Below are 26106 nucleotides of genomic sequence, written 5' to 3'. Positions count from 1 at the left end.
TTCAATGACCGGCTGCGAAAATATTCTGCTCAAAAAAGCACGAATATCAGACCCAAGGCACTAGTTAATAACAATGGCAAATACAAAGCCCTCGCTTTTATTGCCTGTTTTATCCTCCACGGTAAAAGTCACCTCGTATTCGCCCGACATGATTTCCATGGGTATGGCTTCTCCAAAGAGTTGCTGACCTGACATTTCCATGCGCTTACCCGCCAAAGGAATGACTTCTTCAGCCGTCCAGGGTGTGTCCCAGCCTTTTAGACCTGAAACATTGGCGATGGATACATGCAGCTGCGACAGTTCGCGGTCGTCTTCAAATACGGCATCGCATATTAAAGATTGTCCCCGCTGATAAACAGCTGCCTCGGCAGGTGCTGTAAAGCTGGCCTGCGGTGCACTTGTATCTGCCGGATCGTCATCGTCGGAGCAACTCACTACCAACAGGCCCGACAATACCACCAGCAGCACGCCTATTTTCGATATATACTTCTTCATTTGTCTAATTTTATTGTTTCGTGGTAAAATCATGGGCGGCACTATCACCGCACCATGATTTCTCACTATTAAAACCTTATTACTTCTTAATCAACTTGTAAACATTAGTACGATCGCCAAAGTATATCTCAACAAGATAAACTCCATTGGGCAGATCCTCAATGTCGATGCGCTGCTTTTGAGCTGCACTCCAAGGATACTCTCCATCTTTTACAAGTGCACCGGTAGCATTCATCAGGCGCACGCGCACATTCGCTTCAGCTACATTGCCTTCAACATAGACAAAAGAACTGGCCGGGTTCGGATAAACCGACCATTGCTTGTTATCATGATCGTTAAGTCCGGTTCGATGCTCTATTTTAACATTGAAAACCTGCTCGGCAACAGCGCCTTGCTCATCGCTGGCAATTACGGTAACATCAATACCTTCTTTGCTTACCATCAAAGGCTCCAACTTTAACTTATTGCCTGATAAGAAAACAGCCAGTGTTTCGTTGTCCGCACTCATCACCTCATAAACAAGAGCTTCACCATCAGGATCAGCAAAATGAGTGTCCAGATCAATATCAACGATGCCACTCTCCCATATCAGCAAATGATCTTCAATGGCAACACTGATCATTGGTACGCGGTTCACATTAATCACTTCCACCGGGATTTCAATTACGGAGGCATTGTCATGCGCATCAATTCCAGTTATTGAAATTACCTGTGTGCCGGCCGATGCATAATCGGGTGAATACGTAACGGTAATCACATTGTCAGCCACACTCAGTGATACTAGCTCATTGGCATCTGTCAGGCCAAATGTGCAGTCATCACCTTCATAATCACTAGCCATCACATCAAAATTCAAAATAGCATTCTCCTCCACAGAAAGAACAGCTTCCGGATCAAAAGTAAATGACGGGCCTTGATTGATGCGCAGATTAAGTGCATGTTTCACAATGGGATTCAGCGGATCATTGCTCTCAAGCACTAATTGCGCTTCATTATCGATTTCCAGAACACCTGTAGCATTAAATTCCATATCGACACTTATAGACTGTCCGGCCTCAACCTGTCCGGCAGCGGGGCTTAACAATTTCACCCAGGCCGATGTGCTGTGCTCTTTCTCTAAGGCCTTTATCATCCATGCGTAATTTTGCAACTCGGGCACCTGCACCACATCCAGCCATCCGTTATCGGCCGGGAAGTAATAACGACCTGCCACAGCCTCGTCCAGCAGAGCTGTTCCTTGCGGGAAATCAGCCATAAATGGATAGGCCACTACCACATAAAACTTCTCATAAGGATAAAACTGTTGTGGCTCGTCCAGCTCAATGGTAACAAAGCTGCCACCATCGACGGGTTGGCTTACCTTATGCGTATAACTTTGCTCGGTTAACAGCTGTGCATCTTCAAAGCCGTTACCTCCGGCCATCACGTACACCGTAATGTCTGACGAAAGTATGTCTTTGGGATTGTACCAGGTTTTTACGTGCGACAGTCTGAATCCTTCGGCAGGAGCGGTAAACACAATACCGGGAGTAAAGGCCTGACCCGCACCATAACCGGTAAAAATATCAGGTGCAGTGCGGGTATCGTATTCCAGCGTGGCATTAAAGCCATCGGTAGCCGGAGCATAGGTTCCAGCCGGGGCTGCTGTATTGCTAAGGCTTTGCACTTGTGTGGAACCACCTTGCATCATTTTTTCCTGAGCGACGGACTCCCCCCCGCGTCTGTATCGGATAGCCAAGGAATAATCCAATGGCCCTTGTCCTCCAGCATTTGAAAGCAGCACACTGCGCGTTTCCTTGTGCGTTGGTGTATTGGCAATAATACTAATGACCTCGCCCTCGATAGCGGCTGATGGTGCTTTTGCAACGCTTGCTCTGATCGGGATCTTATAATCACCATCAGGCAGATTACCCACAAAAACCAACTCAGAACTTATTGTTGACACATCACCACTTGGCGTCAGACAAATCCTTAACTTTTTAGACTCACCAGGCTTCAGTTCAAAAGGATCCCAAGGACTAAATGACGGTGGCACATTCACCCACATCCACATACCACGCATATTAATATACCATTCAACTGTTAGCTCGGTATTATCCGTAAGGGTAAGTGAAGAAAAATTAAGGTTAGCACGTCCGGTGTTAAGCACCTCAAACTCCTGATAATAGGATTTGGGTGATAACCAACCCCAGTCATCCAATGCCTCATAGGCCATTACTTCACCAAAGACAACTTCTTGCGGTGCTGCCATGGCCGGCTCGCCACTCACTGTTAAATTAACCGGAATGTGCGCTGTGGGTTGATCAGGCACATTGGTAATCAGCTTCACATCGCCCGAATAAACACCATCATTCAAGTAGCTGGCATCCATGGCAATGTTAAAAGTAGTGGAACCTTTGGCCGGAATCACTTTCTTTTCAGCTGGTGTCAGCACAATTGCGAAATCATTCTTTAGGAAAGTCTGATAACCGGAAACCATTACCCCTTCGGTACCGTCATGGTTTTCCAGACCAACAACTCCCAGATGCAGCCAAGTATTAAAATCAGCGGCTTTATACTGATACTTAATAACACCATTGGTGTAAATAATAGCCTGGAAGCTATAGTTTTGACCCAAACCATACATATCGTAACATTCGTTCCACTGCACAACAATACGATCCTCAAAAAACTTATGATACACACCTGATACCTCGGCTTCTTCGGGGGTTCTTTCATATTGATGAATAGCAAAGTAAGGAGCTATTAAACTATTAGGCTCACCTGTTGAAGGCAACATATCGGGCAGCATATACGGCGGGTTAATCCTTGGCTCCACAGTTGTTATCAAACCCTGCCAACTAATCCATAAGGTGCTGGTTGGCTTATTAAACAACTCAATTTCAAAGGGTAGCTCAACGGCTTTCCATAGCTCCTGATTACCGTAATACCAGCTCATCGAAGTCTTTGTTCCCTCTTTGACAATATCCTCCCAGTTAAACTCGGCACCCTCCATATCATCAGAAGTTGAATAAGAATAGGTAAAGTCCGGCAAAGTCAAGGGAGCAACAGACTCATCCAAATACAACCAATCGTTACCACTAATCAGTAGCTCCAATGGATTATCACCAGGGTTACTGATAGTGATTGGTTGAACCACTTTGCTGCCGGCCTCCACCATTTCATCGAAGGCGGCTACATCTATTTCTATTTGAGGCGCAGCAATCACCTCCCCACTAAGCTGCACGGTAAAAACTGTACCATCAGCCAAAGTAATAGTCAACACATCCTTATAGGAACTAATAGCATCCGTAAACATACGAATAGGAATGTAGGCCGATGTTTTGGCCTTTAGTAACTTAGGATACACATCCTCAATACTAAAGCCGCTACCGCCCAGTGTCACCGAGCTGATCTCCACATCTTTAGTCCCGGTGTTGACCAATGTCAATAGTTGCTCGGCCTGTGCTCCTACAAATTGAGTACCAAAATCCACTATTTCACGATCGATGGCCGGCTTGGCTTCTCCACCTCCTGTAATATTCACACTTACCTTAAACGGTGTGGCCGACGAAAAGGGATCGTTACTCAAAACGGAGATATTCTGATAAAGAGATCCTTCACAAACATTGGCCGTATTAATGATCAAATCAATTTTTTCCGATTCGCCCGGCGCTATATAGCCCGTTGTTTTTGAAACGGATTCAACCAGCGATGCACCCGGATGCTTCACCTTAAAAATGGTTTCGTTACTTTGTAATATTCCATAACGGTCGTACCCGTATAGAAAGTCGGCACCACTAATACGGAACTCATCCTTATAATGTGGGTCACCAACACCAATAAGCGCCTGATAAGTATCCAGGAAGTCCATGTTTTCAACATCCAAATATCTGAAATCAATGTCTCCATTACTATACAAAACAATCTGGAAAGTACCGGAATAATAAGTAGGTACTTCCTCGAAGAATACATTTGTGTATTGGATAATCACGCGATCCGACTCCTTTTTATAATGTATCTGGCCTTGACGGTTAATATCAAAAGGCCATCCCATAGCTGATATGGCGCCCTTGGGTCCACAGCGTGGATCAAAATTCGGTGGCGAACAGTTTCCAAAAGGCCCTTCTTTATCGAAGGTAAGCATACCATATCGCGTGATGAACAAGCGACTCACTAACTGATCGTAGAAAGGAAATTCAAAGCCCAGCTCAAGCTCTTTATAGGTATGACTTGGGTGAATATTCTTAAAGAACTCAGATATATCTGTTCCTGTACTGCTAATATCGTCCCATTCGAAAGGCACAACAGTATTTCCATTGATATTGCTCTCGTAAGTGTATCCAAACTTATGACGCAGGCTATCCTGGCGTGTCAAAGGTGCCTCATCAAAGGCCGGTATTTTGTACTGTAAAGGATATTCACCCGTATTGCTTATAGTAAATGATGCCTCAGCCGTTTGACCAATATGCATATCCGGCAAGACATGCTGGGCAGGAGAAAGCGCTATCTTGGCAGGCTTGCTGCCCACTCCAAACAGTCGTATCGCATGGCTGTTGCCTTTATCGTCACTGAGTGTCAATACGGCATTATCATTTCCCGTTCCATCGGGTGTGTACTTCACCTTCACGTATCCATAGTCACGGGCATTAATCTTCCAATCACTTTGAATTACTTCAAACTGCGCGTCTGACACTACCGTTTCAATACCATAGAAGTTACCATAACCAAAATTCGTTACCGGAATTATCAGTGTTTTGCTTAAGCCATGAAACACGCTACCAAAGTCAATGACATCCACATTTCGTAAATCCGGCTTTTGGTCGGCTACGGTAAGATTCACATCAAGACGTGTCTCTTTTTCGTCCGAGTCATTTGCTTTAATAAGCACATTGCCGGTATAGCTGCCGTTAATCAGTTGAGTGGCATCAACCTTCAACTGCACCGTTTGGCTTTGGTTAGCAGAAACGTTGCCCGACTGCGGCATTAAAGTGATGTACTCGCCCACATATTTACTGTTACTAACGGCCTTGGTAGACCAGGTGTAATAATCATCAATCACACTACTCAGTGGCAACCAGTTGGCGCCCATATCAAAGCTCATAAAGCTATAATCAGAAAAATGGGGTTCCAGTTCCACTATGGCACCCAGGCAATAAGTATTACCGGTGGGCACATGAAACACAATCCAGAAGGTTTCGCCATAAGGAAAATACAACTGCTCATTGAGCTGCACCTTGCACTCATAAGGATCGGCCGAATAACTTTCTACCTCCTGAGCATACACCAGGTCAGCAGCGGGCAAGTCCTCACCTTTATACACTTCAATAACCATAGGGCCTGTTTCGGGGATGTGACGCACAAACATCTCCACATCAGTAAGGTTAAAACCCTCCTTTCGATCTACAAAAAACTTAGTGGCCGATGAATTTGTCAAGGTCTCATCGCTATCTCCAATAATATAAAGATTCCCCTCACCGTACTTAATATCATCTCTAAAACCGCTTAACTCAACCGATTTAACTGTTGCCTTTTTCGATAGTGACTGAGCCGGTACTTTTCGTACATTGGGCTTTAGCATTGTCGCCGAGGCACCCGACTTGGGATAATTTATTTGCGAGGAATACGAATCCAGGAAATGATATTTGTGACGCATGATGCCTTCCCACTTCAGTAATCCCTCATCGAGGTTTTCTATTTCGAAGCTGCCCTGTGTTACATAGTTATTGGCCAGATTCAGGTCAAAACTAAGCGGAGCTGTGGGGATATTAATATCGGGTCCGGCATTGGTTTGCCCTGATACATTGTCCGAAAGCGCCGATTTATTGGCCCATCGATCCATAGAACGCACCGCAAAATAATAAGTTGTTAATGGCTCCAGACTACTTATCTCGGCCTGCATGTAGGTACCGGCCACTTCATTATTGTTAACACTCAGAAGTTGTGCCTGTGCCAGGTTGGCTTCGGTGATGGCCTCAGTATGATAGTAAAGCTGGAAAACGGAAGGGTAGCTATCATCGCCATCCGCCGGCACTGTCCACGATAGTGTGGCAAAATCCTGCGCAATACCTTCTAAAGAAAGATCTGTCACCGCATCCGGTGTCAGTCCTTCATTCTTTTTAAGCACCATAGCGGCGTCAATATACCCCACACCCAGCTTACCGGCAAAATCGGGATTCAATTGATCCACATCATGAGTTGAACTCTCAAGGTACAAACGTAACTCTTCCGCTGTAAAATCAGAACCTCCGTGCTGCGACACTGCTAAAGCAGCAATACCTGACACATGTGGACAAGCCATGGACGTGCCCTGCATATAGCCGTAGGAATTATTAGGTGTAGTACTTAACACGCCAGCCACCGGGCTCAACATCAAATCACCACCAGGAGCCGAAATATCCACCCAGCTACCGTGGTTAGAGTAGTGGGTAATCTTATTTTCCGGGCCTAGCGCTGCCACACAAAAAGTTTTATCGTAATAACCGGGGTACATCTCGGCATCCACAAAGTCGTTACCGGCAGCAAAAATAACAATACCACCTTTCATGGGACTGCCCTCATACATACCCGCTTCGGCCACAAAATAGTCGATGGCATCCAATACAGTTTGCTCATACACACCGGCCGCCTTATATCCCCATGAATTTTGAGAAATAACGGCACCGTTATCGGCACCATAAACAATGGCCTGCGCGAAACCACCGGCGCCACCGGCAGAAGTAAATACCTGCGATGACATCAGACGGGCGCCGTCGTTGTTGCCGGTACCACCAGCCACACCGGCCACGCCTATACCGTTGTTATTAACAGCGGCCACGGTACCGGCCACGTGGGTACCATGGTCGTGTGCAGTGATGGTTCCTGTTACATCGGCAAAGTTAAAACCATGTATATCGTCAATATAACCATTGCCATCATCATCTTCACCGGCTACCCCATTCAACTCTGCTGTGTTAACCCACATATTGGCCTCCAGATCGGCATGTTCCACATCAATACCACCGTCCACAACGGATACAATAACATTGGGTTGTCCGCTCTGCGTCTTCCAGGCCTCAAAAGCATTAATGTCGGCACCTGCCACACTTGGCTCCAGGCTGCCATCATTATTGTAGTGCCACTGATCAGCTAAAAACTGATCATCAAATGGTAAGTTGGCGGTACTTTTTAATACAGAGCCTTCAAAGGGAAGCACCTGACCTTTTATATGTGATTTCTCGTAGATAGGCTCTACAAGATCTACTTCATTACTTGCTTGGTAGGCAGAAACAGCCTGAAGCGGGCTCACTGACATATCAAAAGTAACTTCATACCACAGGTCGAGTCCATGCTTGCGGTGTTTGGCATCATGCTTGGCTGAATAGGGGAATACGCGCTTCATATTTTTTGCCAGCACTTGCTTACTGGCCGCATCAAACGTGGTGATGCCCGTGGACAAGACACCGGCACTGCGGGTGGTTTGCATTGTTTTGAGTGTAGCTGAGAGTGAGCGTTTAAACTTGACTCTCACAACACCTTCGTGCATACCCTTCACCGAGACCTGTGCCATCATACTGCTTAACAGCAGCAGACTGAGTCCCAAGAGTATGCCTCTTTTGAAATGTAGTGACTTCATCATAGATTTTAAGTTAATTGAACAAATATGACTGCTGTCCTCTCGGACATATTATTCTTTGGGTTAATTATCTTTTTTTTGTTGTTTGCCATTTGCTGCCCGACGAGCCTCGATGGCAGTCAATATCTTTTTGAGTGCTTCACTCTCCAGGCGTTTTCGATCGATTAACTGCTTAATCTCCCGATCTGATTTGCTCTCCATACTCCATTTATAATTTGCTGATTTAAAAAATTGGGTACGCTAATATATTTACAGAGAGATTGTGCAAGAAAAAAAGCAACTACTTAAAACAACTACAAGCAAACATAAGAAACACTCAAAAGCAGCATATCAACCCTACAATGACACTACTATCAGATACACTAATTTGATTATTAGATAATTAATTCAGATAAAGAAATGTAAGTGAATCCTAAGTGATGAAGGCATCATTGAGACAGATAAACCAATGAATGGAGTAAGTTTTTAAGTATTAACTGTGCAATATATGCCCCTGATAATTTAATCGTAAAAAGAAATATAAACTACTAATAAGCCAGTTTCTTCTTAAAGAAAGTGTGAGAACTGAAGCGAGAACAAAATTTAAATTCCTTTACATGTCCATTAAAAAGTGAACCAGATTAACCTCTTTATTGGTCAATCGCATCTTTTTTCGAATTCGTGTTCTGGCTACTTCAATACTTTTTACGCTTTGTCGGGTAATGGCTGAAATTTCTTTACTGGTCATATTCAGCTTTAAAAAAGTACATATTCTAATTTCACCGGGAGTCAAATCCGGAGCATGAGCCTTTAATTTTCGGAAATAATCATCGTGTACCTGTTGAAAACGCATCTCAAACTCCTCCCATGCATCCTCTTTGGCTCCTTCCTGTATATCAAGAATAATCTTTTGAATCGCGTTATGATTCTCAGCCTTCATCCGCTTTTTAAGCAATAATAATCGCTCTGACACATCATTCAATAATTGATTTTTTTTCAGCAGATATAGCACTGACGATGCTAATTCTTTATCCTTATTTTCAACATCTTGCGTACGAATATCCAAATCCTTTTGTAGATTCTCTTTCTCCAGCCGTATGCGCTTGGAACGATTGATGGTAAGCAAATAAAACAGTATCGAAATTATAAGGCTTAATAACAGGAAGGCAATGATCAGTGTGAAATGCAAATTTTTCTTTTGCTGCTCCACCTGTTTAATTTTTTGCTCCTTCTCATACTCATACTTTATCTGCAACTCGGTTTGTTTTTTTATCGAACTCTCATTCAACAAACTATCGCTTAGTGATTTATATTGCTTGTACATTACCAAAGCATCTTGGAGAGCTCCCTTTTCTTCTTGTATGAGTGAAATATTTTCAAGAGCCGTGAGACGTGTATACATGGCACCGGACTGATTGGCATAATGCAAGGCCTTTTGGGCGGCATCATAGGCTGCATCAATTCCCTGATGCAAACGATAGTATATAGCCAAATTGTTATATGACTTCGCCATACCGTTTAAGTCATTGATGTTTTGCCGGCACTTCAAAGACTGCTGCAAATAATTGTAGGCATCCTCCCACTTTTCCGCTTCCATGGCTACTTTACCCAGATTATTGAATATGGTACCCAACGCCTGATCATCCTGCTTCTCGGTTGCCATGGCAAGCGCTTTTGTATAATAATCCATGGCTGTTTGGGCATCCTTTTTCTTATCGTAAATATTAGCAATGCTATTATACAAGGTATAAACACCAGCCATGGCATTGTTTTTTGAAGCGGCATTATTATATACAAACAAGGCCTGCTCGTAATAGCGCAAGGCCTGGTCATAGTCATTTAAACGGTCAAATACAACACCCATGTTATGATATAAGGTAAACAACACTGCCTGGTCATCTAATTTCTCGGCAAGTACAAGACCGTCCAGGTAATACTTAAGTGCATTACTGTTGTCTCCTCTAAAAACAAGTGCATCCCCCACTTTTTGAAAGGAAATGGCTAACAGTCGCTTATCCTTTAACTTTCTGGCAATTACCAATGCCTGCTCAGAATAACGGTACGACTCCCGCAAGTCATCGGCCCAATAATAGTCAGAAAGCTCCCAAAGGGTTTTTATCTTATCACTGTCCTGCTGCGCATAATTTAGTTGAACCTTAAGACTATCCAATAGCATAACATTCTGCCCCTTAAGCAAGATGACTAATAGACACAAGAAAAAAGAAGAGAAAATGCGCAATGAAATCATTTAACCAATTGTTATAATATGCTTACAAATCTAAAATAATAACACTAAATATGGCACTTTCAAGCAGTGAATATATTTCGTTATGCCTTCATATCTGGAGTATGGCATGCCCAAGCTTAGCAAAGCAGAAAGTTATCATGCCCATTAGTTTCCTTAAAATATTTTGCAAAAAAATAAACAGCACAACAAAAACTTACACCAAAAACAGCCGGCCATTCAATGACCGGCTGCGAAAATATTCTGCTCAAAAAAGCAAGAATATCAGACCCAAGGCACTAGTTAATAACAATGGCAAATACAAAGCCCTCGCTTTTATTGCCTGTTTTATCCTCCACGGTAAAAGTCACCTCGTATTCGCCCGACATGATTTCCATGGGTATGGCTTCTCCAAAGAGTTGCTGACCTGACATTTCCATGCGCTTCCCCACCAAAGGAATGACTTCTTCGTCCGTCCAGGGTGTATCCCAGCCTTTTAGACCTGAAACATTGGCGATGGATACATGTAACTGCGCCAGTTCGCGGTCGTCTTCAAATACGGCATCGCATATTAAAGATTGTCCCCGCTGATAAACAGCCGCCTCGGCAGGCGCTGTAAAGCTGGCCTGCGGTGCATTGGTATCTGCCGGATCGTCGTCGTCGGAGCAACTCACTACCAACAGGCCCGACAATACCACCAGCAGCACACCTATTTTCGATATATACTTCTTCATCTGTCTAATTTTATTATTTCGTGGTAAAATCATGGGCGGCACTATCACCGCACCATGATTTCTCACTATTAAAACCTATTACTTCTTAATCAACTTGTAAACAAAGGACTGCTCGTCTTCGATCAGCTCTACGAAATACACACCCGGCGTTAACTTATTAAGCTTAAGATCGTACTGGCTATGCTCAGCCGCATTCACCACCTCATTGGCAATCACCGTACCACCGACAGTTAACAGGCGAACCTGCACATCCGACTGCACATCATTACCCCATGACACGGTAACATGTGTGGTTGCCGGATTCGGATACAACATCCACTTACCTTTCTCATTGGCGTCTAAACCGGTGCGGTTGCGCACAGTCACCGTAAACTCCAGGGTAGCGGCAGCACCGTTTGGATCAGTAGCGGTCAGTGTCACCACCGACTCACCGATACCCACCGGATTAAGCATCATCTTATTACCAGCCACAAACACCTCTACAACATTGTTATCTGTATGGCTCATTTCGAAGCTCAGCTGCTCAGCATCCGGATCAGTAATGTAAGCAGCCAGGTCAATATCAACTACGCCATACTCCATAATCACCTCCTGATCTTCAATGGCCATAAGTACTTCAGGCACACGGTTACTGTTCACCACCATAATGCTAAGCGGAATCGTGCTGGCATTGCCAAAGGCGTCAGTAGCCACCAGTTTGCAAGCATAAGTGCCCGCTGCATCGTAACCCGGTTCAAGGGTAATGGTCATGGTGCCTTCAGCAACCTGAGTACTTACAAACTCCGGTGCATCATTCAGTACCAACTCGTAAGTATCCTGCTCATGATCAATGGCGGAAATTTCAAGTGTCTGGGTCTCATTCTCAATCACTGAAATGGCTTTACCATCATAAGTAATTTCAGGAGCACGATTACGCAGCAAATGTAAATTAATCTTCTGATGCATATTGAGCGGATCGTTGGACGATACGCTTGCCACCGCATAGTTATCGCCCAGTTCGGCATACGCAGCATTAAAGGCAAAGTCGAGACTCAATGATTCGCCGGCTTTAACGGTTCCTTCCATATTATTATTGTCGGCCAGCTCAACCCAAAGACCCGTTTTATATTCGGCTTCGATGGCGGCTGTCATCCATCCTTTTGAGGCGAAATCACTACCAGCCAGATCGCTCCAGTCACTACCGGAAGTATACATGAATCGGCCATCAACAGGATCGCCTGTCTCCACCACCCCTTGTGGATACTTAACTGCTGTTGGGTAAGTAAACACCACAAAGAAAGGCTCGTTAGGATAGAAAATCTGTGTTTGATCCAATTCAATAGTCAGGAAGTCACCTATATGATCAGCTTCGGTAATCACATGCATATAATCCTGCGAATACAGTGCTTCACACTGCGAAATGTAGGGTGATCCTGCCATGATCGTAACCGTTATTTTCGACTCCAACCAATCTTCTGGCGCGTACCAGGTGCGCACATGCGTAAGGTTAAAGCCGTTTTCGGGTGCATAATAACGAGTTGCCGAGTTAAACTGATAAGCACCACCAAAGCCCAGCTTTGATTCTGGCTCAACAGCCTCTGAATAAGTCAGTACACGGTTGTAGGTATCGCTATAAGTAGTGGCATTCACCTTGTTACCTGCCTGGAAGGCTTCTGCCTGCAGTGGCTCAGCAGTAACTGCCTGCATGCTCTGTGCCGCTTCCTTAGCATCGGCTCCGGTGTTACGGGTATAGTCCATCACGATGTTATAGTGCAAGTCTGAATTGCCCGCTGTATTATCAATCAAAACACTATGGTTTTCAACCACATTGCCATCTTGGGCATACACACTCAGTAAATCTTCGCTGATGGCCATCACCGGTGGCAACACAGGTTGAGCAGTAAGGGAAACGGCAATAGCAGGATGGTCAGCCAGATCAGTATTGATGATCAGCTTATCGGCCAATGCTTCAGGTGCAGTACCTTCGGCATTCATTGTGCCATCCGGCATATACACAGCCTTAAATCTAAGCGTTGATTGTGGCTCCACATAAATAGGCTGCGTTGTACCGGTCATCCAATCGAAGATGGGCAGGTTGTTCAAATCCATCCACTGCATTACCTTGTTACCCATCCAATCAGTAGCTTCAACGTAAGCTCTTATACTCTCATCGAAGGACACGGCACTGTTCAGCTGCAATACTTCCGACAGGTCGAAACCTGTGATTTCAAAGCGTGCCGTTCCTTCGTTTTTCAACTCAAACTCCATCTCGTAAGTTTGGTGAGTAGGATCATACATGCCGGCATTGGGATTTTCTACCACCATGGGTGCTCCAAAATCTACACTTGCAGGCGCCACCAATTTAGCTTCGCCCGTTACCGTTAGTTCAACAGGCACCTCAACCATCGATGTATTGGGGGTATTGTTCAGTATTTGCAGTACTGAAGAGTAAGAACCAGCAAACAGCTCTTTGGCATTGATAGTAGCCACAAAGTCGCGCTTGGCACCCGGTGCCACCACATATTTTTCAACCGGTGTATATACTACGGCTAAGTCATCATGTATTGTACCTTCTTCGTAAGCAGCAAAAGAAACTCCTTCGGTACCGTCGGCATTTTCTAAACCAACCTGCGAGAATTGCGGTACATTTACTAACCAGGCATCGTACCATTCATACTGCATTTTAATGGTACCATTGGCATAAAGGATCACTTGCGACGAGGTAGCATCACTCATACCAAAACCATCGATATATTTCTCAAACTGCACAATTAGCTTATCCTCAAATACCTGATAATAAATACCAGCATCTTCATACATATAGGTATTCGGTCCGTTCAAACCCCACATTACGGCAATCAGGTTATTGGGTTCTGCCGTATTAGGAATCAGATCGCCTCCGAATGGATATGGATTGGTATAGGTATTAAAACACAATACACCATTGGCACCAATATTGACACTGTTCTGAGGCGCACCATAGAAATCAAAGGTAAATGGCAATTCAATATTACCGGCCCAATAGCTCTCGGCCAACACCTCGTTAGAAATTTGGATGCCGCTCTCACGGATGTCTTCCCAGCGGTACTCCGGCCCGTTTTCATCATCACTGCTAACAACATGGTAGGTGAAGTCCTTAATTGCTGTGCTCTGGGGTGCTATCATTTCCTGCACAGTCATCCATGGCGTACCAATGGGTGCTACCTCCAGATTGTTACCACCGTTATTCGTAACCGAGAAAGAAACATCCTTTACAGTACCCGAGGCTACTGTCTCTGTAATTTCTGCGATATCGAGGTCTATCGTTGGCGCCTCAATCACTTCTGCTTTTAAAGCTACCGTTAACTCTGTGCCATCGCTTGCCAGTATAGTCACTACATCTTCGTAAATACCTATTTGCGTAGTATTCAAGGTAACATTAAATGGCAACTTACGACCGGGTGTCAGGATCTGTGGTGTTTCGGCCGCAATGGTAAACACACTGTTGCTATTCTTAACTGAGGTAATATCGGCATCAGCACGTCCACTATTCAGCACCCATAACGGCTGCACTACCTGTGCCTCCTGGAACACCTTACCAAAATCAAGGGTCGTTTGTGCCAATTCCACTTTTGGCTCTCCGCCTCCGGTAACATTTAAGTCAATTGTGAAAATTCCAGGGTTATTTTGCGGATCGTTACTCAGTACCGCCAGTTTCTCGCGATGATGCTCCACATTCAGCACTTCGGTTGAGGCTTTAAACGCTACGGTAACCGACTCACCCACCTGTACTTTGCCTTTAGGGTTACTTAGTTCGGTAACCAAACCTAAGCCGGGATTCACAAAGCGAACAACCGTTTGATCGCTCACAATCAGATCAGGCGAATCTATATCGCTAATAAAATAGCCATCATCCTGCTTTTGATCTTCAATAGCGATAAATGCTTTTCTTAAAGCATCACTATTTAACCCACCCAAAGTTTTGTAAATCAAATCTATGTTTCCATTGCTATGCAACACAATCTGGAAAGTCTGCTCGTGCGGTGTAAATTCACCGGTACCCCAGTCAAAGCCTTCCCATATCACTTTATCGTACTGCACTACAAACTTATCGCCAAAGCTCTGGTAGTAGATATTACCCCCGTCATTTAAACGATACTTATTACCCAGAGCCGAGATAAAGCGGTCGGGGCAATCATCTAGTTTATAGTGCGGAGGCAACACATTAAATACGCTATTCTGATCGAAGGTAATCATACCCCAATCGGTAATGAACAAACTATTTTCGCGCTTACCAAAGAAGGGGAAATCAAAATCCAGCTCCACAGGATAATAGAAATAATCTGCGTTAGCATTTTCAGGCACTACCTTTGTTCCGGTCGCTACAATATCTACCCATTCATAAGCCGGATTGGGCAATGCACCATCTTCGTTAATCTGCGCTGCATAACCAAACAAACAGGTCTTAGGATCCACCTGAACACTCTGATCGAGCTGCACAAATGAAGGAAAGAAGTACTCAAGCGGGTAATTCCCATGGTTGGTAATGGTAAACTCACCACTTACCTCATCGCCGATGTTCAGGTTATCGAATGAAAGCTCGGCAGGACTGATTTCCATTACCGGTGGCTCGGCCGCCACACCAAACAGATTGAAGGTAAACTCATCACCTTTTCTGTTATAAATACGGGCTACGGCATTGGTATTACCGGCAGTAGTAGGATTATAAACTACCTTAAACTGAACACCCGAAAGAGCTGCTATTTGACCCAGATAATTACGCTTTACGGTAAAGGCAGGATTATCAATCTCAATATAAGCAGAAGAGAAGTTACCCAGACCTATGTTGTCGATGTTAACAGGCATTTCCTTAGTGTTGCCCAGCACTACACTACCAAAGTCAACAATACTCTCGCCCTGTATCTTATGCGGATGACCGCTTAGCTTTACCTGTGTAGGTACACGCAGCATAGACTCTTCTGTTTCGTTGGTGTAAACCACAACATTGGACTTGTAAGTACCGTTTACAAGCTGCGACATATCCACACTTACATCAACAGTTGTTGTCTCATTGGAAGGGGTCTCGCCACTCTCCGGATTGATGCTAATATATTTTTGCTCGGGCTTTAGAGTGCTGACCGGCGTGATGGCCCACACCAGCAGGTTATTATAATACATATCCTCAAAAAGCGCCCATGTTTCGCCGCCATTAAGGCTCATGTAGCACATCTCAGACAGCTCGGGCTGCATCTCTACACCGGCTCCTATCGGATAACGGTTGCCTGATGGCACATGTAACACCAGCCAGAAATAGCTTCCCTGCGGGAAATAAAGCTGCTCTTTCAGCTTAATGTTAACAAAATCCCCCCCTTCTGATCCTTCATGTTCCTGTGCATAGATAAGCTTTGAATCCAAAATATCAGCACCTTCGCGCACCTCAAATACCAATGGCCCACGTTCCGGGTTGTTACGTACCAAAGCATTCAGGTGAGTCATATTAAAACCCTCTTCCTGTGACACATAATAGCGAATGGCAGCTGAGTTGGTATAAGAGGTGTCTTCCTCACCAATATAATACAGTCCGCTCCACATACTGAAGTAGCTCATCTGATCGGTTGCCGGCTTCTGACGATAGGTATGTATCGGAATATCAAAATTGGCTCCAGTACTTTGTATATTCGCCTTCCCTGAAAATGCCTGCTGCTTAATTTTTGGATAACGAACATCTGCAATACTGTAAGCATCCATACTTGAAACATGATGGTTCTCAGTAGTCCAGCGCAACAAACCGGTTCCCACATTCTGAATATTAAAGCTGGCACTTGCTTCCGTTGACTCCGTGGCATCCACCACAAGATTTACGTTTGGCGTAGCTTCGTCAATCTGAGCATCAGGCCCTTCGTTGGTTGTTGCACTGAGCTGATTGGAGAAATCGGATTGGTTACCCCAACGGTCGATACTACGCACTGCAAAATAGTATTCAGTCATGGCCTCAAGGCCTTCCACTTCAAAACTTACTTTTTCACCCACTGCCCAATCATTCTTCAAATTGATGCGACGAGCATATTCCAGAGTTGCAGTGCTAATCTCCTTCTTCGAATACAATATCTCAAATTCCCAGGGCTTACCGTCATCTTCATCGGCAGGCACGCTCCATTCCAGCACTGCAAAATCCTGCGCTAAACCAAGCATGTTTAAATCAGTGATGGCCACAGGTGCCTTGCCTTCGTTATTCTTAAGAGCCAGTACGGCGTCGATGGCACCGGAACCCAGCTTTCCTTTATAGGGAGCGTTTCCTTCAATTTGGTAAATATCATTAACCGCTGTAATCAACTGGTTCTTCAATGTAGTATTGGAAAAACCACTATGACCGTGCTGGGAAACAACCAAAGCAGCAATACCTGATACATGCGGACAGGCCATGGAAGTACCATCCATATAGCCGTAGGCATTGCCGGCATAACAGCTTAATACCCCGTTTGAGAAACCAGCCTCCGCTTGGCTATCAGTCATATTGGCATTATCATCAGAGTCGCCACCCGGTGCAGCAAGGTCCACCCAGGTTCCATAGTTGGTATAACCGGCTCGTTTGTTGCTCGATCCTAAGGCCGACACGGCAATGACCTCTTCGTAACAGCCGGGATAAAACAGCCCCTCGGCGTTGTCGTTACCGGCGGCAAAAATAACCACGCCACCCTTCATGGGGCTACCTGCATACGATCCGGCCTCCTGAATGAAATAATCAATGGCATCTAACACAGCTTGTTCCACATAATCAGGACGCTTATAGCCCCAGCTATTCTGGGATATAACCGCTCCATTATCAGCAGCATACACAAATGAGGAAGGCAGGTTACCCTGGCTCACACCGCCTAATATTTGGCAACTCATAATGCGAACTCCATCGTTACTACCAGTACCTCCGGCAACACCCGACACACCAATGCCGTTGTTGTTGATGGCTCCAACCGTACCGGCCACGTGCGAACCATGGTGTCCGGGCGCAATTTCCCCCATGTTATCACCAAAGTTAAAACCATATATATCGTCTTTATAACCATTGCCATCGTCATCCACATTGGGCTCGCCATTTAACTCGGCTTCATTCACCCACATGGCCTCGTGCAAATCTTCGTGATTCACATCTACACCCTCATCATGGATGGACACGATCACCTTGTTGGAGCCTGTGTTGATTTTCCAGGCTTCAAAAGCATTAATATCGGCACCGGGCAAGCCATTGGTCTGTCCTGTGTTATTATAATGCCACTGCATGGGCAGGTAAGGATCATTAAAAGGCATTTCGCTGGTTGCCTTCAGCACCTGCGACTTATCAAAGGCCTGACTGCTCATGGGATGTATCAACGATATTTCCCGCACGGGTTCGCAAACATCTACTGAAGCCAGGCTAGCATATGCACTGATAGCACTATGGGTTTTCGCCTCGTCAGTGATTGTTACTTTGTACCACAGATGCAGGCCATACTTCTGGTGCTTATCCTCAAATTGCGGCGAATAAGGGAAGATACGCTCCATCTGAACCGCTGAATAACGGCTATTAAGCATATCAATATCGTTCACACCGGTGGTCACCGCCTGGCCACCACCTGCACTTTTCACCTGGATGCTTTGCCCCAGGTGGGGCTGCAGCTTAATCCGGAAGGTACCTTGCAGGATACCGTCTTTATAATTCTGTGCCATACTGCTAAAGCTCAGCAGCAGACCCATTATTATCACCCCTGTGTAACAGGTAAGCGATCGTAGATTTTGTTTCATAGTCTATTTATTTAAGTTAATAATACGAATGTGTTATTCTGTTGATCTTGGGGGATTTTTCTTCTCATTCAGTTTGTTGAGTAGTTTTTTTAAGGCTTTCAAACGGACTTCATTCTCTGCCATTAACTGCTCAAAATCATGTGTGCTATCATCTCCTTTTATTATTAAAGATGGCTTTAGGGATTTCTTCTTCACCTCATTTTCATTTACAATTAGTTAGCATTTTGTTTTCGATTTCTATCAAGACAGAATCAAACAGGCGATTTGGATTATGATAGTTAGCAATTTTTAGCACTGCCCTATTCTGCTCACCTGTAAAACTAATTATCGAAATGCAGCGATTCAATTATACAACCTCAACATAACTGTCACAAAAACACATTTGAATATCTCAAAAATGATACAAAGACAATATTGAACCACAACAAGCACTGCACAAATAATTTTATAAGTTTGGTTTTAAGCAGATTAACAAAGAGGTAAAAAAGATGCTTTAAAATTGATTCAGAAAAGCTACAAGACCTGTATCTGTGTTTGTGAGGTTTAATTTTTTACGCAGGCGCGTACGTGCCACCTCAATACTTCGGATCGTTTGATGGGTGATAGCAGATATTTCTTTGGAACTCATATTTAACCGTAAGAAAGCTGACAACTTCACTTCATTAGGTGTTAAATCGGGAAAATCACTGCGCAAACGCTCATAAAAATCGGAGTGTACCTGATTAAATCGCAGCTCAAACTCCTCCCACACATCGTTGTCGAGCGACTGCTGCAAGTCCATCATCACCCCCTGTATTATCTTCTGGTTTTGCGGCTTGAACTTGCCCAGGTCATTCATAAGGCGCTGTGCCACTTCTTTAATAAGCTCATTTTTACGCACAAGATACATCACATTGGTGGTCAGCTCCTTCTTTTTTAGATGCAGATCCTGCTCTAGGTGTTCCTTCTCCAGCACCAGATTCTTCTGCTCAAGCTTTATGCGTTTCATACGAGCCCGCGACAATAAAAAGAGCAACATTAGGTAGGAAACCACAATTAGTAAAGCGGCACCCACCAGATAATGTAGATAACGCTCTTTGCGCTGCTGCTCTTCCCATTGCTGCTGCCGTTGTTGCATCTGGTAATCGAACTCAATAGACGCACGCTGTTTCTCTGAGTTCTGCAACATCAGGCTATCGTTATACTGATGATAGGTTTGAAAATATTCCAGACTCCTTTTATAATCGCCCTGTTGCTTAAAAGTCTGATACAGCTTTTGTGCCGTTTCCGAAATTACCAACCAAGCATTAGCTTTCAGTCCCTGTTGCAAAGATATCTGATAAGCGTCAATGGCCTTTTTACTGTTATCCTCATCTCGATAATAATCACCTAAAAGACAATAGCTGGAGGCCACCCCAGCTAAATCTCCAATCTCCTCGCGTATATCGATGGACTCTCTGATAAAAGGTAAGGCTTCCTCCCGCCGATTCACTTCAATATATAAATCGCCTATGTTTTTAGTGATAACCCCAAGGTGCTCCTTTGCATCTATTTTCCTCGTCATAACCAAGGCTTCCTTATAATACATCAGAGCCTTGGCATTATCGTTCATATCACCATAAACATTTCCGATATTATTTTTAATGACGATAATGATTTCCACCGACTTGCGCTCGCTACAATCCACCTTACCGGTTTCTACAAGCTCAAGAGCCTTCATAAAAAAGGACAGTGCCGTATCTGACTCCTCCAAACTGTAATAGATAGCACCAATATTTGCCAGCAACACCACATGCTTATAAGCCTGCTCCTCTTTATCAAGCTCGGCCAGCTCATCGTTGAGGCATTGCAAAGCCTCATTGAGCTTACCCTGGCGAATCAGCAAATTGGCCAGGAGAAAATTGCCCTTCGACAGCAAATCATTGTAACCCTCCTGCTCTGCCAAACTTCTCACCTTCTCAATATAATCATAGCTCTTGATAACGTCACTATAACCAAAGCAATCGGCCAAGGCCAAATACAACTCCCCCCGCTGCCGCTTATCCTCCTCGTGCACCAGTCGATTCATCAGACTGTCCACACGTTCCTTATCATGCCCAAAGGCACAAAAACACGAAAAGATATTTATGGCAAAAAAAAACGTTTTGAGCGCACTCATGCTAATTGGGTTGATTTAGGAAGACTTAAAAAAAGCAAATAAATAATTATATTCCTAAAAAACATCTTTCTTTTTTAATCTACCACTTATCAACATCTCCTTATCAATCACATACAAACTCTAAACCTTATGTATGCTAGCCTAATACAGGATGAAGCGATTGATTTTTTTTATCTGATAATCTGATAAGTAGCGCTATTCCTCATAAATAAACCATAATTTGATGAATCATTCCTTGCTGTACTTCGGAAAAAAAATATAGTTTTAGCATAAATTTAATTTTACATAGATATGAATAAACAAGATTTAGTTACTGCAATTGCTGAAGAAGCAGGCATTACAAAAGCAGATGCCGAAAAGGCCGTTAACGCCTTCGTAGAAACCACCAAGAAAACCCTGGCCAATAAAGAAAGCATCCAACTAATTGGTTTCGGAACCTTCTCTGTATCAGAACGTGCTGCACGCACAGGTCGCAACCCACAAACAGGTAAAGAAATTCAGATTGCCGCTAAAAACGTTGTGAAATTTAAGCCGGGTAAAGCATTAGACGACAGCATTAACTAAGACTTAGCCCATCAGAAAAATAAAAAAGGTTACCCCCTTGGGGTAGCCTTTTTTTACGCCACTTTAAATATTAGATTTGCCTTTTAACAAAAGGCAATAAATTAATTTAATCTATTTTCATGACAAAAGGATTTTTTGGATTGTTGGTGTGCCTGTTTGCGCTACATTACGGAGCCTCGGCTCAGCTCGAGGGCTACACCTACGGAAAATTAGAAGGGCCTAACGGAAAAGAGTGGGAGTCCCCCTCGCACATAGCCCATAATAAAGAACAGCCCCGGGCCACCTTCTACTCATTCCACGATGTGGAGAATGCACGTAAAGTACTACCGGAAAACTCGGCATATTGGAAAACACTTAACGGCAACTGGAAGTTTAACTGGGTCAAGCGCCCCGAGCAACGCCCCACAGACTTTTACAAACCAGATTTTGATGTCAGCAAATGGGATGAAATTCCCGTTCCTTCCAACTGGAACGTATATGGCCTGGCCAAGGATGGCGGGCAGAAATACGGTACTCCTATCTATTGCAACCAGCCGGTTATTTTTAAACACAGCGTAAAAGTGGACGACTGGAAAGGTGGTGTAATGCGTGAGCCGGCAAAAGATTGGGTAACCTACGAAGCTCGAAACGAAGTGGGCTCCTACCGCCGTAACTTTGAGATACCCGAAAACTGGGATGGCCGTGAGGTGTTTGTTCAGTTCGACGGGGTTGATTCCTTTTTCTACCTATGGATCAACGGTCATTACATTGGATTCTCAAAAAACTCGCGCAATGCCGCAACTTTCGACATCAGTCCATACCTGGTAAAAGGCACTAACGTAATTGCCGTTGAGGTATACCGTAACTCCGACGGCTCATTCCTTGAGGCACAGGACATGTTTCGCCTGCCCGGTATATTCCGCACCGTGCAGCTCTATTCCACACCCAAAGTGCAGATTCGCGACCTGTTTGCCCTGCCGGAGCTGGATGATAACTACGAGCATGGTACACTTAAAATATCGGCCGACATCCGTAACCTGAGTAAGAAAACGGCTAAAGGATACTCCATCGAATATTCACTGTATGCCAACCAGTTGTATTCCGATAATAACACACTGGTAAACGATGCTGTGGCTAAGGCAACGGTGCCCGTAGTGAAACGCGGTGAGCAGGCTCAGGCAAAAGTAGAATTAAAGATATCATCACCCAAGCTATGGTCAGGCGAGCACCCCTATCGTTATACCCTGGTTGCCCAGCTGAAAGACAACAAACGCAGAGTGGTTGAGACCATATCGACACATACCGGTTTTCGCGAGGTAGAAATCAAAGATACAGCAGCCGAGGATGATGAATTCGGACTGGCCGGTCGCTATTACTATATCAATGGTAAAACGGTAAAACTGAAAGGCGTAAACCGTCATGAAACGCACCCTGAAACGGGTCATACGCTTACACGTGAGCAAATGGAGCATGAGGTAATGCTGATGAAACGCGGCAATATTAATCATGTTCGTAACTCTCACTACCCGGCTGATCCTTATTGGTACTACTTGTGTGATAAATATGGTATTTATCAGGAAGACGAAGCCAATATTGAATCGCATCAGTATTACTACGGTGAAGCATCGCTGTCGCATCCTCCCGAATGGGAAAATGCCCACGTAGGTCGTGTCATTGAAATGACTCACCAAAACAAAAACTACCCCTCAATCGTCATCTGGTCACTGGGTAACGAAGCCGGGCCGGGCAAAAACTTTGTGCATGCCTACAAGGCGCTGAAAGAAATCGATCAATCGCGTCCGGTGCAGTACGAACGTAACAACAGCATTGTGGATATGGGTTCTAACCAGTATCCATCCATCGGCTGGATGAAGAGCGCCGTAACCGGTAAAATGGATATTAAATATCCATTCCATATCTCTGAATATGCCCACTCAATGGGTAATGCCTGTGGTAACCTTATTGATTACTGGGAGGCCATTGAATCCACTAACTTCTTCTGTGGTGGCGCTATCTGGGACTGGATCGACCAGGCCATTTACAACTACCGGGCCGATGGCACACGTTATCTGGCTTACGGTGGCGATTTTGGCGATAAACCCAACAGCGGTCAGTTTGTGATGAACGGCATCCTGTTTGCCGAGCGCGACCTGAAACCCCAGTACTACGAAGTGAAAAAGGTATACCAGAATATTGGTGTGAAAGCCATGGATATTCAGAAGGGTACTTTTGAAATCTTCAATAAGTACTATTTCAAATCGCTGGCCGATTACGATCTGGTATGGTCAATCTGGGAAAACGGCTCGGAGATTAAGAAAGGCCGTATGACGCCCGGTGCCATTGCTGCCAGAACAAAAAGTACTATAACGCTTCCCTATCGTTTTGCCGATATGAAAGCCGGTGCTGAGTACTTTGTAAAGCTTCAGTTTGTGCTGAAAGAGGATCAGCCTTGGGCAAAAAAAGACTTTGTGGAGGCGGAAGAGCAGTTCCTACTAAAAGCCAAGACCGAAATACCCTTTATTGCCGATGTAGCCAAAGTAAATGGCCAAGGTAAAGTGAAGATAAGTGATGCCGGCAATAACATCAAGGTGGTTAGCGGCAAAGGCTTTATTGCTAAATTCAACCTGACAGATGGTTCGCTTTATGGGCTTACTTATGATGGCAAAACCATTATTGCCGATGGACATGGCCCCAAGCTGGATGCCTTTCGTGCCTTTGTTAATAACGACACATGGGGATATCGCAGCTGGTACGAAAAAGGCCTGCATAACCTGAAGCACAAAGCCATTGATTCTAAAATGCGAACCAACAAGGACGGAACAGCTACGCTGTCGTTCACCGTTATTTCGCAAGCTCCCAACGCTGCCCGTCAGCATGGTGGCACCAGCGGCAATGTCATATCCGTTGAGGAACTGACCGACCGCACTTTCGGCGAGGATGATTTCCGCTTTGTTACCAACCAGATATGGACAGTTTATCAGGATGGCTCTGTAGAGTTACAGTCGAGCATTACATCCAACGAGGCTCACTTTGTTCTTCCACGCTTGGGTTATTCCATGACGATACCCAAGACCTATGAGAACTTTACCTACTACGGACGTGGCCCCATTGGGAACTACAACGACCGCAAGACAGCGCAGAACATTCAGAAATACACCACAACGGTTAACGAGGAATTTGTGAACTTCCCCAAACCACAGGACATGGCCAACCACGAAGAAACACGTTGGTGTGCCTTAACAAAGGAGGGTGCAGGCGCTGTTTTTGTGGCCACGGGTGATATGACAGTGAGCGCTCTCCCTTACACGGCTCAGGCCATGGCCACAGCGGCTCATATCTATGAGTTACCCGAAGCGGGTGACATCACCCTCCACCTTGATGCTAAGGTAACCGGCCTGGGAGGCGCCAGTTGCGGACAGGGCGGACCACTCACCCACGACCGTGTGTATGCAGGGCAGAACGATTTTGGTTTTATCATACGCCCTGCCGGCGATAACCTGGATGAAATTGCCAATGTGGCACCATCGGGCGAGGTACCTATTACCATCACCCGCACCCTTAACGGTACGCTTACAATTTCTACCAGTAAAGCAGATGCAAAAATCTGTTATGCTGTTAACGGGGGTGCCACTAAGGATTATACTGCCCCTGTAGCCTTGCGCAATGGCGGCACCGTGAAGGCTTGGTTCAAGGGAAACAAAGACTCGGAAGTAAGCATGAAGTTCAATAAGATTGAAAAGATTGCAACAACCGTTGTCTTTGCCAGCAGTGAGGAGCCCGGAGGCGGCAGCTCAGCCAAAAATCTGGTTGACGGCAACCCGGCCACTACCTGGCATACCATGTATTCGGTAACCGTAGCCCAGTACCCTCATTGGGTGGATTTTGACTGTGGCGAAACGAAAACCATCAAAGGTTTCACCTACCTGCCTCGTCAGGATGGTGGAAAGAATGGTGATATTAAGGACTATACCATTCACGTGAGTAACGATGGTGAAAACTGGGGTGAAGCCATATACAGCGGCAGCTTTGATGGAAGCAAGAAAGAGAAACGTGTGGATTTTAGTAAAACCGTTAAGGCTCGTTACATCCGCTTTACGGGTAAAAGCTCGCAGAACGGACAGGATTTTGCCGGTGGCGCAGAATTCAGTGTGCTGGCTGACTAGTAGAGCGTTCAATAAGTTTTTTGGGAACGGTTCTCTTTGGTAAGATGCTTATAAAGAACCGTTCCGTAAACACTTATTTAGAATGAAACTATCAGAACTTACTGCCAGTTAAATTCTTGAATAATATTTGAAAAGGTGCATTCTTTGGGGATGCACCTTTTTTTTCAGTAGCGGCCTACAGCATGGCGCGTAAGGTGAATTGACCTTGCAGACCTCGATAAGAGAAGAGAAGGGAAGCCAAAGCCTTGTATTTGGTTTTAACTTTTCTTTTTGGTGAGCCAAATCAACCATTTGGCTAAGCTGACCGAAGCAGCATGCCTTATTGACCCGCGGACATCGCCTTATGCGCTATGTCATTTGCTAGCAACACGACTTTTTGTCTATATGGACGTTTATGGAACCAGTCCAGGTATAAATTTTTCTAGATTAGGGATATTCATAAGTTGACTTATATCTTTGATATCTAGATAATTATTACTATCTTAAAAGTATAACAAAACCCC

General features: G+C 44.7%; 10 protein-coding genes. 2 read left to right on the top strand and 8 right to left on the bottom strand.

The annotated features are described in order from the left end of the window. Positions 1-60: 60 nt before the first annotated feature. The 8 genes from ACRD7A_RS16660 to ACRD7A_RS16625 all read right to left on the bottom strand — a co-directional run bounded on the left by ACRD7A_RS16660 (position 61) and on the right by ACRD7A_RS16625 (position 20897). Positions 61-495, bottom strand: a complete 435-nt coding sequence (locus ACRD7A_RS16660; protein WP_430812415.1) for a DUF4625 domain-containing protein — start codon at positions 493-495, stop codon at positions 61-63. A 79-nt stretch (positions 496-574) separates the two neighbouring features. After that, entirely contained in the window at positions 575-8092 is a 7518-nt protein-coding gene (locus tag ACRD7A_RS16655) for a S8 family serine peptidase (RefSeq protein ID WP_430812416.1), read from the bottom strand. A gap of 60 nt (positions 8093-8152) precedes the next feature. After that, positions 8153-8290, bottom strand: coding sequence for a hypothetical protein (locus ACRD7A_RS16650; protein WP_430812417.1), 138 nt, complete (start codon positions 8288-8290; stop codon positions 8153-8155). Between the two features lie 391 nt (positions 8291-8681). After that, on the bottom strand, positions 8682-10244 hold the full coding sequence (locus ACRD7A_RS16645; RefSeq protein WP_430812418.1) for a tetratricopeptide repeat protein: 1563 nt from the start codon (positions 10242-10244) through the stop codon (positions 8682-8684). A 347-nt stretch (positions 10245-10591) separates the two neighbouring features. Continuing rightward, entirely contained in the window at positions 10592-11026 is a 435-nt protein-coding gene (locus tag ACRD7A_RS16640) for a DUF4625 domain-containing protein (RefSeq protein WP_430812419.1), read from the bottom strand. A 78-nt stretch (positions 11027-11104) separates the two neighbouring features. Continuing rightward, positions 11105-18760, bottom strand: coding sequence for a S8 family serine peptidase (locus ACRD7A_RS16635; RefSeq protein ID WP_430812420.1), 7656 nt, complete (start codon positions 18758-18760; stop codon positions 11105-11107). 33 nt (positions 18761-18793) lie between these two features. Then, positions 18794-18955 carry a hypothetical protein gene (locus tag ACRD7A_RS16630; RefSeq protein ID WP_430812421.1) on the bottom strand — a complete coding sequence of 54 codons (162 nt, stop codon included), beginning with the start codon at positions 18953-18955 and terminating at the stop codon, positions 18794-18796. A gap of 298 nt (positions 18956-19253) precedes the next feature. Beyond that, entirely contained in the window at positions 19254-20897 is a 1644-nt protein-coding gene (locus tag ACRD7A_RS16625) for a tetratricopeptide repeat protein (RefSeq protein ID WP_430812422.1), read from the bottom strand. Between the two features lie 291 nt (positions 20898-21188). Between ACRD7A_RS16625 and ACRD7A_RS16620 the strand changes: the two genes are divergently transcribed. After that, positions 21189-21461: an HU family DNA-binding protein gene (locus tag ACRD7A_RS16620; protein ID WP_430812423.1), complete on the top strand. Its 273-nt coding sequence runs from the start codon at positions 21189-21191 to the stop codon at positions 21459-21461. A 119-nt stretch (positions 21462-21580) separates the two neighbouring features. Next, entirely contained in the window at positions 21581-25603 is a 4023-nt protein-coding gene (locus ACRD7A_RS16615; RefSeq protein WP_430812424.1) for a glycoside hydrolase family 2 TIM barrel-domain containing protein, read from the top strand. Positions 25604-26106: the final 503 nt, after the last annotated feature.

Origin of the sequence: Carboxylicivirga longa (assembly GCF_050589825.1) — a bacterium.
GTDB classification, from domain to species: domain Bacteria; phylum Bacteroidota; class Bacteroidia; order Bacteroidales; family Marinilabiliaceae; genus Carboxylicivirga; species Carboxylicivirga longa.
Note: the sequence above shows the minus strand (reverse complement) of the source record. Positions and strands in the feature narration are given on the sequence as shown.